The 14,976-nt window shown below is 68.8% G+C and carries 13 protein-coding genes; all 13 read left to right on the top strand.

The window, feature by feature from the left end; translation table 11 throughout:
* The first annotated feature begins 43 nt into the window (after positions 1-43).
* The 13 genes from dop to ABIN76_RS02100 all read left to right on the top strand — a co-directional run bounded on the left by dop (position 44) and on the right by ABIN76_RS02100 (position 14,955).
* Entirely contained in the window at positions 44-1,654 is a 1,611-nt protein-coding gene (gene dop, locus ABIN76_RS02160; RefSeq protein WP_346958334.1) for a depupylase/deamidase Dop, read from the top strand.
* A 110-nt stretch (positions 1,655-1,764) separates the two neighbouring features.
* Complete coding sequence (locus ABIN76_RS02155) at positions 1,765-1,965, top strand: ubiquitin-like protein Pup (protein WP_146337557.1); 201 nt, start codon at positions 1,765-1,767, stop codon at positions 1,963-1,965.
* Positions 1,966-2,065: 100 nt separating this feature from the next.
* Complete coding sequence (gene prcB, locus ABIN76_RS02150) at positions 2,066-2,893, top strand: proteasome subunit beta (RefSeq protein WP_346958079.1); 828 nt, start codon at positions 2,066-2,068, stop codon at positions 2,891-2,893.
* A gap of 1 nt (position 2,894) precedes the next feature.
* The gene (prcA, locus tag ABIN76_RS02145) at positions 2,895-3,602 is read left to right on the top strand and encodes a proteasome subunit alpha (protein ID WP_346958078.1); all 708 of its coding nucleotides are present in this window, start codon (positions 2,895-2,897) and stop codon (positions 3,600-3,602) included.
* Position 3,603: 1 nt separating this feature from the next.
* Positions 3,604-4,968, top strand: a complete 1,365-nt coding sequence (gene pafA, locus ABIN76_RS02140) for a Pup--protein ligase (protein WP_346958077.1) — start codon at positions 3,604-3,606, stop codon at positions 4,966-4,968.
* A gap of 112 nt (positions 4,969-5,080) precedes the next feature.
* Positions 5,081-6,016, top strand: coding sequence for an FKBP-type peptidyl-prolyl cis-trans isomerase (locus ABIN76_RS02135; protein ID WP_346958076.1), 936 nt, complete (start codon positions 5,081-5,083; stop codon positions 6,014-6,016).
* 40 nt (positions 6,017-6,056) lie between these two features.
* Positions 6,057-6,452 (top strand): FKBP-type peptidyl-prolyl cis-trans isomerase, encoded by a 396-nt coding sequence (locus ABIN76_RS02130; RefSeq protein ID WP_175323652.1) that lies wholly within the window; start codon positions 6,057-6,059, stop codon positions 6,450-6,452.
* A gap of 174 nt (positions 6,453-6,626) precedes the next feature.
* Positions 6,627-8,717, top strand: coding sequence for a WYL domain-containing protein (locus ABIN76_RS02125; protein WP_346958075.1), 2,091 nt, complete (start codon positions 6,627-6,629; stop codon positions 8,715-8,717).
* 5 nt (positions 8,718-8,722) lie between these two features.
* Positions 8,723-9,121 (top strand): hypothetical protein, encoded by a 399-nt coding sequence (locus ABIN76_RS02120; protein ID WP_346958074.1) that lies wholly within the window; start codon positions 8,723-8,725, stop codon positions 9,119-9,121.
* A gap of 35 nt (positions 9,122-9,156) precedes the next feature.
* A complete protein-coding gene (gene tatA / locus ABIN76_RS02115) occupies positions 9,157-9,426 on the top strand; it encodes a Sec-independent protein translocase subunit TatA (protein WP_346958073.1) in 270 nt (89 codons plus the stop codon).
* A gap of 48 nt (positions 9,427-9,474) precedes the next feature.
* Positions 9,475-10,269: a twin-arginine translocase subunit TatC gene (tatC, locus tag ABIN76_RS02110; protein ID WP_346958333.1), complete on the top strand. Its 795-nt coding sequence runs from the start codon at positions 9,475-9,477 to the stop codon at positions 10,267-10,269.
* A gap of 24 nt (positions 10,270-10,293) precedes the next feature.
* Positions 10,294-13,197 carry a DEAD/DEAH box helicase gene (locus ABIN76_RS02105; RefSeq protein WP_346958072.1) on the top strand — a complete coding sequence of 968 codons (2,904 nt, stop codon included), beginning with the start codon at positions 10,294-10,296 and terminating at the stop codon, positions 13,195-13,197.
* Positions 13,198-13,281: 84 nt separating this feature from the next.
* The gene (locus ABIN76_RS02100) at positions 13,282-14,955 is read left to right on the top strand and encodes an amidohydrolase family protein (RefSeq protein ID WP_346958071.1); all 1,674 of its coding nucleotides are present in this window, start codon (positions 13,282-13,284) and stop codon (positions 14,953-14,955) included.
* Positions 14,956-14,976: the final 21 nt, after the last annotated feature.

The raw sequence follows: 14,976 nt of genomic DNA, 5'->3' as shown, positions 1-14,976 counted from the left end.
GGGGCCCGCAGCGGTGTCCGGAGGCCTGCCCGTCGGCGGCGCCATGCGGGTGATGGGCTCGGAGACCGAATACGGCATCCACGCGCCCTCCGCACCGGGAGCGAACGCCACCATGATGTCGGCCCGGGTGATCCAGGCGTACGCCCAGGTGACGCGGCAGCGCGCCGCCGGAGGCGCCGAGACCCGGTGGGACTATACCGACGAGGAGCCGCTGCACGACGCCCGGGGCTGGACCCTGGAGCGGAGCGCCGCCGAACCGGAACAGCTCACCGACCGGCCGCCGGCGCTGGACGCGGAAGCGATCGCCCTCGCCTACGGCCGTGCCGAACTGGACCACGACGGCGAGGACGAGTCCGGCTCGCTGCTGATGAACATGGTGCTGGGCAACGGCGCCCGGCTTTATGTGGACCACGCGCACCCCGAATATTCCAGCCCGGAAGTGACCACCCCGCGCGACGCCGTGACCTGGGACGCCGCGGGGGACCTCGTGGCGCTGGCCGCGGTCCGCCGGCTGGCCGCTGACCCGGACCTCCCGCCGATCAACCTGTATAAGAACAACACGGACAACAAGTCGGTTTCCTACGGCTCGCACGAGAACTACCTGATGCCCCGCTCGGTCCCGTTCGGTGACATAGCCCGGGGGCTGACACCGTTTTTCATCACCCGCCAGATCATGTGCGGCGCCGGCCGCGTCGGCCTGGGCCAGGACAGTTCACGGCCCGGCTACCAGATCAGCCAGCGGGCCGACTTCTTCGAAACCGAGGTGGGACTCGAAACCACCATCCGGCGCCCCATCATCAACACCCGGGACGAACCGCACGCCACGGCTGACAAGTACCGCCGGTTGCACGTCATCATCGGCGACGCGAACCTCAGCCAGGGCGCGAACTTCCTGAAGTTCGGCAGCACTGCCATGGTCCTGAGCCTGATCGAGGCGGGCCTGGCGCCCCGCGTCGAGGTCCACGAGCCGGTGGCCGCCCTGCAGGCGGTCAGCCACGACACCTCGCTCACCGCGACGCTGCGGCTGCTCGACGGGCGCCGCGTCACCGCCCTGGACCTGCAGTGGATGTACTTCGAGGCCGCCGCCAAGCTCGCGCAGGACACCGGCGTGGCGGACGCCGTCGACGGCGACGGGCATACCCATGCGGTGCTGGAGCGCTGGTCCGCGACCTTGACCGAACTGGACAGCGACCGGGCGGCCGCCGCGTCGACCGTGGAATGGCTGGCCAAGCTCTCCCTGCTCGAGGGCTACCGCCAGCGCGACGGGCTGGACTGGTCCGATGCGCGGCTGGGGCTGGTGGACCTGCAATGGGCCGACATCCGCCCCGAGAAGGGCCTCTACCACCGGCTGCTGGCCCGCGACCGGATGCAGCGGATCGTCGACGACGAAGCGATCGCCCGGGCGGTCACCGAACCGCCGTCGGACACCAGGGCGTTCTTCCGCGGCCGCTGCGTCAGCCGCTTCGGCACCGATCTTGTGGGGGCGAGCTGGGATTCGGTGATCTTTGACCTGCCCGGCCGCGGCAAGCTGCAGCGGGTGCCAACCCGCGAACCGCTGCGCGGGACGGAGGCCCTGACCGGGGGCCTGTTCGCCCGGCACCGGGAGGCCGGGCCGTTCCTGGCGGAGCTGCTGGGGCTGCCGCCCGGTTCGTAGGCCCAAAGACCCCCCGTACGGGGTCCGGGCGTGGCAATATGGCTTACAGGATGTCCTGTGCAGGAGGGGACAGCCAGTGCGATTAAACAGTGGGATAGAAGGAGAAAACAATGGCAGGCCAGGAGCAGCAGCAGCCGCAGTCCCGCGACACCGAGGTCGAGGAAGACATCCCCGCGCCTCCCGCGGCACCCGAAGCGCAGGCCTCGGCCGCGACCCAGGGCGTGGACGACCTGCTCGATGAGATTGACGGCGTGCTGGAGTCCAACGCCGAGGAGTTCGTCCGGGCTTTCGTCCAGAAGGGTGGCCAGTAGCCCGCCCGGGCGCGGCCGCCAGCGAGGGAGGACCGGAACTGCGCATATACAGGGCTGAATACCGGAAGTCGTTGATCCACTACGTTGAGGGAGTGCACCAGTGCAGGAATCATCAGCCAACCAGGTAGCAGCGAACGCGACGTCCTCATTCACCGAGCACCTGCAGCGTTCACGGCCCGAACTGCTGCCGTACAACGCCCTCCCGCACGGCTTGCCCTCCGGCCCCGCCGCCGCGCCGCTCCAGACCCCGCACGCGACCACCATCGTGGCTATGACCTACGCCGGGGGAGTGCTGATGGCGGGGGACCGCCGCGCGACCATGGGCAACGTGATCGCCAGCCGGCACATCGAGAAGGTGTTTCCCGCTGACCAGTACTCCGTCCTCGGCATTGCCGGAACCGCAGGCATCGCGCTGGACATCACCCGGCTGTTCCAGGTGGAACTCGAGCACTACGAAAAAATCGAAGGCACCCAGCTGAGCCTGGACGGCAAGGCCAACCGGCTCGGCGCCATGATCCGCGGAAACCTGCCGATGGCAATGCAGGGCCTCGCGGTCATCCCGCTGTTCGCCGGATTTGACCGGCCCGCCGGCGTCGGCCGGCTGTTCTCCTACGATGTGACCGGCGGCCGCTACGAGGAGCAGGAACACCACACCGTGGGTTCGGGATCCATGTTTGCCCGCGGCGCGCTGAAGAAGCTCTGGCGGCCCAACCTCTCCGAGGCGGACGCCGTCCAGGTGGCCGTTGAAGCGCTCTATGACGCGGCCGACGACGACTCCGCCACGGGCGGACCGGACCCGGTCCGGCAGCTGTGGCCGGTGGTCTACACCGTGAGCCGCTCCGGTGCCATCCGGGTCCCGGAGCGCGAACTCGCCGCGGTTGCCGGCGCCATCATCGAGTCCCGGGCCGTGGCCCAGCGGGAGGCCTGAGATGACCCAGCAGTTCTATGTCTCCCCGGAACAGCTGATGAAGGACCGGGCGGACTTCGCCCGGAAAGGCATCGCGCGGGGGCGTTCTGTGGTGGTCATCAGCTGCCGGGACGGTATTGCGCTGGTGGCGGAGAACCCGTCGCCGTCGCTGCACAAGATCGGCGAGATTTACGACAAGATCGCCTTCGCCGCGGTCGGCAAATACAACGAGTTCGAGAGCCTGCGCCAGGCCGGGGTGCGGTACGCTGACGTTCGCGGCTACTCCTACGACCGCGAGGACGTCACAGCCCGGGGCCTGGCCAGCGTCTACGCGCAAAGCCTCGGTGCGGTGTTCACGGCCGAGCAGAAACCCTTCGAAGTGGAGCTGGCGGTGGCCGAAGTGGGGCCCGGGCAGGAATCGGACCACCTGTACCGACTGACCTTCGACGGGTCGATCGCCGACGAGCACGGGTTCATCGTGATGGGCGGCCAGGCGGACAAGGTGTCCGAAGCGGTCGCGGCAGGCTGGCGCGGCGAACTCGACTTCGCAGGGGCCATCCGGCTGGCCCTGGCCGGACTGATAGCGGACAAGGAAGCCGCCGCGCTGCCGGCGTCGGCCGTGGAGGTCGCCGTGCTGGACCGCGGCTCCGAAAGCAGCCGCGGCACCCGCCGCGCTTTCCGCCGCCTCGACGACGCCGACGTCGAGGCACTGCTGGCTGAGGAGAACTGACATGGACAAGCGCATCTTCGGAATCGAAACCGAGTTCGGAATTTCCTATTCCAGCCCGGAATCCCGCCCGCTGGCGCCGGAGGAGGTGGCCCGCTACCTCTTCCGCAAGGTGGTCAGCTGGGGGAGGTCCTCCAACGTGTTCCTCACCAACGGATCCCGGCTCTACCTCGACGTCGGTTCGCACCCCGAGTACGCCACCGCCGAGTGCGATGACCTCGCGCAGCTGATCGCCCACGACCGGGCCGGCGAACTCATCCTGGACGACCTCGTGGACGAGGCGCAGGAACGCCTCGCGGCCGAAGGCTTCAACGGCACCGTGTACCTGTTCAAGAACAACACCGACTCGGCGGGCAACTCCTACGGCAGCCACGAAAACTACCTGATACCCCGCCGCGGGGAGTTCTCCCGGCTGGCTGAAATCCTGATCCCGTTCCTGGTGACCCGCCAGTTGATCGCCGGGGCGGGAAAGATCCTGAAGACCCCGCACGGTGCCACCTACGCGTTCTCCCAGCGCGCGGACCATATCTGGGAGGGAGTCTCCTCCGCCACGACCCGGTCCCGGCCCATCATCAACACCCGCGACGAGCCGCACGCCGACGCCGAGTTCTACCGCCGCCTGCACGTGATCGTCGGGGACTCGAACATGTCCGAGACCACGGCGCTGCTCAAGGTCGGGACGGTGGACCTGATCCTGCGGATGATCGAGGCCGGTGTGATCATGCGCGACATGCGGATGGAAAACCCGATCCGCAGCATCCGCGAGATTTCCCACGACCTCAGCGGCCGCGCGCTGGTGCGCCTCGCCAACGGCCGGCAGCTCACCGCCCTGGAGATCCAGCGCGAGTACCTGACCAAGGTCACCGAATTCGTAGCCGACCGCGGAGCCCACAACGCGCACGTGCCGCTCATCCTGGACCTCTGGGAACGCACCCTGGACGCGATTGAAAGCGGCAACACCGCCACCATCGACACCGAGGTGGACTGGGCCATCAAGAAGAAGCTGATGGACAACTACCGTGAGCGGCACGGCCTGGAACTGGATGCCCCGCGGATCGCCCAGCTGGATCTCACCTACCACGACATTTCACGCAGCCGCGGCCTCTTCTACCTGCTGCAGTCCCGCGGGGCGGCCCGGCGCGTCGTCGACGACACCGCCGTCAAGGACGCCGTCGACGCCCCGCCGCAGACCACCCGGGCCAAACTGCGCGGCGACTTTGTCCGGCGGGCCCAGGAACTGGGCCGGGACTACACCGTTGACTGGGTGCATTTGAAGCTCAACGACCGCGCGCACCAGACCATCCTGTGCAAGGATCCCTTCCGGAGTGTGGACGACCGGGTGGACGCCCTGCTGGACTCTATGGGCTGATACCCAGCTTTCCGCGTTATTCTGGGGGAGGTGCCGTTTCACGGCCACCGCGTGCTTTGCCGCTGGCTACCGTCCGGCGAAGCGTCCATCCTGCCCCGACGAAAGTTCTTACGTGCGCCGACTATTAGCAATTCTCCTCCCCGGACTGCTGCTGCTCACCGCTTGTGGTGGCGGCGAGCCCGCCGCCCCGGAGCCCACCAGCCAGTCCGCCGGTGAGACCGCGAAGCTGGACTCCCTGAAACTGACCGAGAACGGCGACAAGAAGGCGCCCGGCGTTGAGTTCACCAAGCCGCTTGAGGTCAAAGACCCCACCATCAAGGTGGTCACGGAAGGCAACGGCGACCGCGTCAAAGCCAACCAGGTCGCGGACATCTCCATCGTCGCCTTCAACGGCAAGGACGGCTCCACCCTCGAAGATACCTTTGCGAAGGACCCCGAGAAGCTTGAGCTGAACGATGAGCTCAAGACCGGCAGCGCCGTCATCTACAACGCCTTCGTCGGCGCCAAGGTGGGCTCCCAGCTGGCCCTGGCCGTCCCCGGCAAGGCCGCCAGCGCCGAGGGCGGCGCCGCCCAGCCCGCGCAGCTGCTCGTCATCAAGATCCTCGCCGCCAAGGACGCCCCCAAGGTCCTGGACAAGCCCGAAGGCGACGCCGTGACCCCGCCGGCCGGCCTGCCCACCGTGACCGAAAACGACAAGGGCGTTCCGGTCATCTCGGTCAAGGGCGTCGCCGCGCCCAAGGCACTCATCTCCCAGGACCTGATCAAGGGCAAGGGCCAGGCGGTCAAGGAAACCGACACCGTCACCGTGAACTACGTCGGCGTCACGCTGGCCGGCGGCAAGGTCTTTGATTCCAGCTTCGACAGCGGCAAGAAGGCCACGTTCCCGCTCAACGGCGTGATCAAGGGCTGGACCCAGGGCCTCGCCGGCAAGACCGTCGGCTCCCGCGTCCTCCTGGTCATCCCCAAGGACCTCGCCTACGGCGACAAGGGCCAGGGCGATGCCAAGGGCGACCTCGTCTTCGTCGTCGACATCCTCGGCGTCAAGTAACCACCCGCAGATTCAGCAAGCCACCCAAGAAGGAGCAACCATGTCATTTGGACAGCGCAACCTCGACCGCCAGAAGCCGGAAATTGACTTCCCCGAGGGCGACGTACCCACCGAACTCGTCATCACCGACCTGATCGAGGGCGACGGCGCCGAGGCCAAGGCCGGCGACACCGTCTCCACCCACTACGTCGGCGTGGCCTGGTCCACCGGCGAAGAGTTCGACGCCTCCTGGGGCCGGGGCGCACCCCTGGACTTCCGGGTCGGCGTCGGCCAGGTCATCCAGGGCTGGGACCAGGGTCTGCTGGGCATGAAGGTCGGCGGCCGCCGCCGGCTGGAGATCCCCTCCGAGATGGCCTACGGCGCCCGCGGCGCAGGCGGAGCGATCGGCCCCAACGAGGCCCTGATCTTCGTCGTCGACCTCGTCGCCGTCCGCTAGTCCCCACCGGCTCCCTGCCCTCGCAAGCTCGGGCCGGGGCCCTCGCCGGCGTGGGCCCACCCACCCACCTGTTCCCTGCATAGCAGTCGAAAGCGCGGTAACAATCGGAAAGTTCTTCCGGCTGTTACCGCGCTTTCTCCGTTTTGGCGGCGGGGACTTTAGTACCCTTGCGGAGTGTCCGCCTCACGTACTGAACGACTCCTGAACCTGCTCATCGCGCTGCTCAACACCAAGTATGGTCTGCGCCGCAGCGAACTGCGCCACAACGTTTACCATGACACCACCAGCTCGGAGGCCGCCTTCGGCCGCATGTTCGAGCGGGACAAGGGCGAGCTCCGCCACTTCGGCTTCGACGTGGAGACCGTCACGGACAAGGGCTGGGGCTCCGACGATCCGGCCACCACCAGGTACCGGATCGGCAAGGAATCCAACCGGCTCCCGGACGTCAGCCTCACCCCGGCCGAGTGCACCGTCCTGATTCTCGCGGCGCAGCTCTGGGAACGGGCCGCCCTCGGGTCCGCCGCCCGTGACGCCGTCCGCAAGCTGCAGGCCGCCGGCGGCCTGCAGGACGCGGAGCTCCCCGCGGGCGTCCAGCCGCGCATCCGGCCGGCCGGTCAGGCCTTCGAGGATCTCGTCTCCGCCATCCACGCCCAACACCCGGTCAGCTTCAGCTACCTGGCCGGCAGCACCGGCCAGGAGCAGACGCGGACGGTCGAGCCCTGGGGGCTGGGCAGCCGCTTCGGGCAGTGGTACCTCGTCGGCCACGACCGCGCCCGCAGTGACAAGCGGTTCTTCCGGCTGTCACGGTTCACCTCCGCCGTCACCGTGCTGGACCAGGAGACTTTCAGTCCGCCGTCGTCCTTCAATGTCCGTGAGCAGCTCGCCGCGCTGCCCGAACTGCCGGTTCGGCACGCGATCATCGACGTCGCCCACGGTGCGCTGCTGGGCCTGCGCAAGCGTGCCGAGCCCTACACCGGGGACGACGGGCGCGGGGACGAAGACGGCGGGACGCCCGGCGCCGCGGCCTACGGCGGCGACGGCACCACAGCGGGCACCACAGCGGCCGCAGCAGCACCGACGCGCGCCGGCTTCGACCGGCTCAGCGTGCCGTACCGCGACGCGGAGACCCTCGCCGAGGAGTTGGCCTCCTACGGCGCGAAAGCCGTCGTCGTCGCACCCTCCGGGCTGCACGCCGCCGTCCGGAGGCGGCTGGCCGCCGCAGCCGCCTTCGCCGCGGCCCCGGTGCCGCCGGTCGAGTTCCCCAGCGCGGGGCCGGCCAAGCGTCCGCGGAAACGCACCTCCGAAGACCAGCTCAAACGGATGCTGCAGCTGGTCCCGTTCCTGGTGCACAACCAGGGCCTGCATATCAGCGAGGTCGCTGCGCGGTTCGGCATCACCCGCAAGGAACTCGAAGACGACCTGCGCATCCTGATCTGCTCCGGCCTGCCCGAGGGCTACCCGGACGATCTGCTGGACATCCGGTGGGACGACGACCACGTCTACATTTTCGAGGACCTTGACCTGAAACGCCCGGTCCGGTTCAGCGTCGACGAGGCGTGCGCCCTGCTCACCGGGCTGGAGGCCCTCAACGGCCTGCCCGGACTCGCCGAAGGCGGCACCCTGGAGTCCGTCACACTGAAGCTCATGGCCGCCGCCGGCGAGGAGGGCCTCAAGGCCGCTGCCTTGTCCGGCCCGGAGGTGGCGCCGGAAGACTCCGGCACACTCGAGACCGCACGCCAGGCAATCACCGCCGGCGCGCAGTTGCGGCTGAGCTATCTCTCGCCGCAGCGGGACGCCGTCACCGAACGCGACATCGACCCGCAACGGCTCTACTCGCTGGACAGCACCTGGTACCTCGAGGCGTACTGCCACTCCGCACAGGGCCTGCGCAATTTCCGGCTGGACCGCATCCAGAGCCTGCAGCCCAACGGACACCCGGTGTCCTCGACCGCCGCCCCTGCCGAAGGTTTCCCGGTCAAGCTTTTCACCCCCAACGACGACGACGCCGTGGTGGTTGTCGAACTGACCAGGCAGGGCGCCGGGCTCGCTGACGACTACTACGCCGAGCGGACGGCGGCGCTTCCCGACGGCCACATCCTCGCGGAAATCCGTTTCGGCAGCGCCGGCTGGCTGCCGATGTTCGTCGCCCAGCACGGCGGGGCCGTCCGCATCCTGCAGCCGCCCGGGCTCGCGGCTGCCACCAGGGACTGGCTTGACGCCGCCCTGGCCCGGTACGAGGACCACCCGGCACGCCAGCTAGACTGATCAGCATGCCTTGGTGGTCCTGGATCGTAATCTGGATAGCGCTCGTTTCGCTGTCCCTGTTGTTCTTCGGCGTGCTCGGCGTGCGGCTGTACCGGCAGTTCATGGCCACGGTCAAGGAGCTCGGCGAGGCGGGGGAGCGCTTCTCGGCCGTCGGGTCCCCGCCGCTTACCTCCGGTTCAGCCGCTGTTCATGTCGGCGTCGTAGGCTCGGACGGCGACGACGCGGGGGAAGGATCCGGACCGTCCGCGGTTCCGGGTTCGGCTGTTTTTGCCCCGCCCGCGTCGATGCGACATGATTACCATGCATCCAAAGTTGCCCGTCAGGAAGCCCGGCGGTTGCGCCGGATCCGGCGTAAAACGGAACGTGGCCAGCCCCAGGCGCTGCGCGACATCGAACTCCGTTAGACATAGGATGTATTCAAACGAAAGGACCACCCGGCATGAGGCTTGAAGGCTGGCATCTCATCATCATCATCGTCCTGGCACTGGTGCTTTTCGCAGCACCTAAGCTGCCGGGCATGGCCCGCAGCCTGGGCCAGTCGATGCGGATCTTCAAATCCGAGGTCCGCGAAATGAAGAAGGACGGCACGCCCGAGGCGCAGGCCGACTCCGACGCCGTTGAAGGCAAAGTCGTGAACCACCCCCGGTCCACCGGCACCGAGAGCCGCCCGGGCGAGGGAACCGACGTTCCGCCGCCGAACCGCGCCTAGAACCACATGGCAGTAACCATGAGCCGCCGATCGAACCCCGAGGGCCGGATGGCCCTTCTCGATCACCTCAAAGAGCTGCGGAACCGGCTCTTCAAGTCGGCGATCGCCGTCGTGCTGGGGACCGTCGTCGGATTCCTCGTATACCAGCCGATGCTCGCGGCGCTGATCAAGCCGATCCGCGACCTGAACGAGCACGAGGGCCGGCAGGCGTCACTGAACTTCGACGGCGTCGCGAGTTCGTTCGACCTGATGATCCAGGTCTCCGTGTTCCTGGGCCTGATCGTTGCCAGCCCCGTCTGGCTTTACCAGCTCTGGGCTTTCATCGTGCCCGGACTGCACAAGAAGGAACGGCGGCTGGCGCTGTCGTTCGTGGCCGCGGCCGTGCCCCTGTTTGTCGGCGGCGTGCTGCTGGCCTGGCTGGTGCTGCCCAACGCGGTGCGGGTGCTCACCGAGTTCACCCCCTCCGGCGGCTCCAACTTCATCAGCGCCCAGGTCTACCTGTCCTTTGTACTGCGCCTGCTGCTCGCCTTCGGAATCGCCTTCCTGCTGCCGGTGGTCCTGTTCGGGCTGAACCTGGCCGGGCTGGTCAAGGGCCGGCAGCTGCTCAGGAGCTGGCGGATCACCGTGTTCCTGGTCTGCCTCTTCGCGGCCATGGCCGCCCCGGGCGCCGATGCGATGAGCATGTTCTACCTTGCCGTGCCCATGCTGATCCTGTTCTTCACCGCGATCGGTCTCTGCCTGCTCAACGACCGCCGGCGGGAGAAGCGCGCCGCCAAGGTTGCCGCCGAGACCGAAGCCACTGCGGACCAGGCGACTCCCAGCTCCGAGCTGGAGAATCTCTAGCGCTCAGCACACTAGGCTGGATGCATGTCCTCACTACCCGGGCCGGAGTCCCCGTCCGAGCGCTACCGTGCCAGCGCCGAGCGGGCCGCAGAAGCCAAAACCTACCTGGGCGGATTCACCCGTTCGCTCGCGTTCGATCTTGATCCCTTCCAGCGTGAGGCGTGCCTGTCCCTGCAGGCGGGCCGCGGGGTACTGGTGGCGGCACCGACCGGCGCCGGAAAAACGATCGTGGGCGAGTTCGCGATCTACCTGGCACTCCAGCGGGGCCTGAAGGCGTTTTATACAACGCCGATCAAGGCACTGAGCAACCAGAAGTACACCGAGCTGGCGGAGAAGTACGGCGCGGCGCAGGTGGGCCTGCTGACCGGTGACACCAGCATCAACGGCGAAGCTCCGGTGGTGGTCATGACCACCGAAGTGCTCCGCAACATGCTCTACGCCGACTCGGACACCCTGGACGACCTCGGCTACGTGGTGATGGATGAAGTGCATTACCTCGCCGACCGGTTCCGCGGCGCCGTGTGGGAGGAAGTCATTATCCACCTGCCCAGCGAGGTCCAGGTCGCCTCGCTCAGCGCCACGGTCTCCAATGCCGAGGAATTCGGCGCCTGGCTGGACACCGTCCGCGGCCAGACCGACGTGATCGTCTCCGAACACCGCCCCGTCCCGCTGTGGCAGCACGTCATGGTGGGGCGCAAGATCGTTGACTTGTTTGCCGGCGACACCAGCTTCGATGAGATCGCGCCCGCGGGCGAGGACAACGTCGCCGCCACCGCGGAACCCGCAAGTGCAGGCGGGGGCACGGCCATTACCGAGCGCGCCGGCTACGAGGTCAACCCGGAACTCCTTTCGATGGCGCGAGCCGAGAGCCAGATGAACTTCCGCGGCCGCTTCGGCCACGGCGGGCGGAACCAGCGCAACCGGCGCGGCCAGCGGGAGGAGGCTCCGCAGGGCGGCCCGCGCAGCCCCGTCCGGAAAGCCAGCCGCCCGCAGGTCATCGCCAGCCTGGACCGGATGGACCTGCTGCCGGCCATCACCTTCATCTTTTCGCGCGCCGGCTGCGACGCCGCCGTGGCGCAGTGCGTCTCCGCCGGGCTCTGGCTGACCACGGAGCAGGAACAGCTCATCATTGCCCGGCGGGTTGACGAGGCGGCCCAGGACATCCCCGCCGACGACCTGGACGTCCTGGGCTTCTGGAGCTGGCGCGACGGGCTGCTCCGCGGCCTCGCCGCACACCACGCCGGCATGCTGCCCACGTTCAAGGAAGTCGTGGAGAAACTGTTCGTGGACGGGCTGGTCAAAGCCGTGTTCGCCACCGAGACCCTCGCGCTGGGCGTCAACATGCCCGCGCGCTGCGTTGTGCTGGAGAAGCTCGACAAGTTCAACGGCGAGGCGCACGTCAACATCACTGCGGGGGAGTACACCCAGCTGACCGGGCGGGCGGGCCGCCGCGGGATCGACGTCGAGGGCCACGCCGTCGTGCTGTGGCAGCCGGGCACCGACCCGGCAGCGGTCGCCGGCCTCGCCTCGCGCCGGACCTACCCGCTGAACTCCAGCTTCCGGCCCACCTACAACATGTCCATCAACCTTGTGGCCCAGTTTGGCCGCCCCCGCGCCCGGGAAATCCTCGAGTCCTCCTTCGCCCAGTTCCAGGCGGACCGTTCCGTCGTGGGGCTCGCAAAGCAGGTCCGCAGCCGGGAGGAATCCCTCGCCGGGTTCAGCAAGGCGATGACCTGCCACCTGGGCGATTTCACCGAATATTCCCGGCTGCGCCGGGCACTCTCCGACGCGGAGAACACCGCGTCGAAGGGCACCTCGCGGGCCCGGAAGTCGCTCACCGAGGACTCCCTGAGCCGACTGCTGCCCGGCGACGTCGTTGACGTGCCGTCCGGCCGGGCGCCAGGCCTCGCCGTCGTGCTCAGCTCGGACCACCACTCCCGCGAGCCGCGGCCGGCGGTGATGACACTGGACAACCAGCTTCGCCGGATCGGCCTGCACGATGTCGAGGGCCCGCTGGCCCCGATCACCCGGGTCAGGATCCCCAAGTCGTTCAACGCCAAGGTGCCGAAGTCCCGGCGCGATCTGGCCTCCTCGGTCCGCAACGCCATCCGGGAGAGCCGCCCGCCGGCACCGCCGAACCGGAATGAGGACTTCGGCCGCGCCGCCGCCCTGCCGAACATGGAGAAGAAGATCGCGGAACTGCGCCGCGAGCTGAGAGCCCACCCCTGCCACGGCTGCAGCGAACGCGAGGACCACGCCCGCTGGTCCGAGCGCTGGTGGAAGCTTCGCCAGGAAACCGACGGCCTGATCCGGCAGATCCAGGGCCGCACCAACACCATCGCCAAAACCTTCGACCGGGTCTGCGGGGTCCTCTCCAGCTATGGCTACCTGGAAACCTCGGACGCCGGGGTGCTCTCGATCAGCCCGGACGGCCAGCGGCTGCGCCGGATCTACGGGGAGAAAGACCTGCTGATTTCGCAGGCCCTCCGGCTGGGTGCCTTCAGCGACCTCGACGCCGCCGAAATAGCGGCCCTCGCCAGCGTCCTGGTGTACCAGGCCAAACGCGAGGACCGGGGCCTCCGGCCCAAAATGCCGAGCGTCTCGTTGGAGTCCGCCGTCGACATCGTGGTCCGCGAATGGTCGGCGCTGGAGGACGTCGAGGAAGCCAGCAAGCTGCCGCTGACCGGCGAGCCGGAACTCGGCCTCGTCTGGCCGATCTTCAAGTGGGCCAAGGGCCGGCACCTCCAGGAGGTGCTTAGCGGCACGGACCTGGCCGCGGGCGACTTCGTCCGCTGGGTCAAACAGGTCATCGACCTGCTGGACCAGCTGGCCAAGATCCCCGGCCTGGAACCGCGCGTGGCGCGGCTCTGCGCTGATGCGATCACCCTGGTCAAACGCGGCGTCGTCGCCTACTCGGCCGTCGCGTGACCGCCCCCTGACGGCCGACGCAGCCTTCCCTTCACCCTGCCCGATCCCACCGGCCCGGCCCCCAGCTACAAGGAGTTCCACACCATGACCGCTTCACCGTCCGAGGCTACCCAGGCACCGCGCAAGGTGACGCTGTACCGCAACGGCTCCGTCTACACCGCCGCGGATCCCTTCGCCACGGCCATGCTGGTTGACGGGGACACCGTCGCCTGGGTCGGTTCGGAACAAGCTGCCACGTCCATCGCCGACGCCTCGATGGAGGTCATCGACCTGCAGGGCGCCCTCTTGGCCCCGGGCTTTGTGGACTCGCACGTGCATCTGACCGAGACCGGGATCGCGCTGGACTCGCTGCAGCTGGGCGGCGTCCGCTCCGCGGCCCAGCTGCTCGACGCCGTCGCCGGCTTCTGCGTCTCCGCGTCCAGTGCCGGCGGCACGGTGCTGGGGCATGGCTGGGACGAGACGCTCTGGGACGATCCCACCCTGCCCAGCCGCGAAGAACTCGAGCGCGCCGCCGGCGGCCGGCAGGTGTACCTCTCACGGGTGGATGTGCACTCGGCCCTGGTCTCCGCCTCCCTGGCGACCGCCTCCGGCCTGGAGTCCCTTGACGGCTATGCCGCCGACGGGCAGGTCAAGCGCGCCGCCCACACCGCCGCGCGGCTGGCCGCCCGGCAACTCCCGGCCGGCGCCTTGCGCGGCTACCAACAGGCCGCCCTGGCCGAGGCGGCCGCCAACGGCTACGTGGCCCTGGCGGAGATGGCCGCCCCGCACATCGGCAGCGTCGAGGACCTGCAGCTCGCCGCCAGCTGGAATGACGTGGACCGGACCGGCGGCGCTGTTCCCGAAGTCCTGCCCTACTGGGGCCAACTGGCCGGCTCGGTGGAACAGGCCCGGTCCATCCTGGACGGCCTGGGCGTGCCGGTCCTGGGCCTGGCCGGAGACTTGAACATGGACGGCTCGATCGGTTCCCGCACCGCCGCGCTGCGCAGCGACTACAGCGACGCGCCGGGGGAGCGGGGCACCCGTTACCTGTCCGTTGACGAAGCGGCGGCGCATCTTGCCGCGTGCTCGGTACTGGGGATCCAGGCGGGCTTCCACGTGATCGGCGACGCCGGGCTCGACGCCGCGCTCGATGCTCTGGACCAGGCGGCCGCCGAAGTTGGGGAACAGCGCGTCCGCGCCGCCGGCCACCGTCTCGAGCACGTCGAAATCGCCGACCCGGCCGCCGTCGCGAGGCTGGCCAGGTATTCGGTCACGGTGAGCGCGCAGCCCGGCTTCGACGCCCTCTGGGGCGGGGAGGAGAGCCTCTACGCCCAGCGGCTCGGCTCCCGCCACACGGCCATGAACCCGTTCGGCTCCTTCTACTCCGCCGGGGTTCCGGTTTGCTTCGGCAGTGACAGTCCCGTCACCGCGCTGCGGCCCTGGTCCAGCGTGCGCGCCTGCCTGGAACACCACAACGCCGACGAGCGGATCTCGGCCCGCGCCGCCTTCCTGGGCCACACCCGGGCCGGCTGGCGGGCAGCCCGCTACCGGAACCCGATGGCCGGCCAACTCGTCCCCGGCGCCCCGGCCAGCTTCGCGGTCTGGGAAGTCGAAGAGCTGATGGTCCAGGTGGCCGACGGCCGGGTCCAGTCCTGGAGCACGGACCCGCGCGCCCGGACACCGCTGCTGCCCGCCCTGGACACCGGCAACGACCCGGTCTGCCTGCAGACCGTGCGGGACGGCGTCGAGCTCTTCAACAACGGCTCGCTCGGGCGCTAAGCCGCCCGCCGGGTGTGCTCC

The organism is uncultured Arthrobacter sp. (assembly GCF_964021775.1).
In the GTDB taxonomy this organism is placed as follows: Bacteria; Actinomycetota; Actinomycetes; order Actinomycetales; family Micrococcaceae; genus Arthrobacter.
The sequence above is the reverse complement of the archived record's forward strand: the minus strand, read 5'-3'. Positions and strand labels throughout refer to the sequence as shown.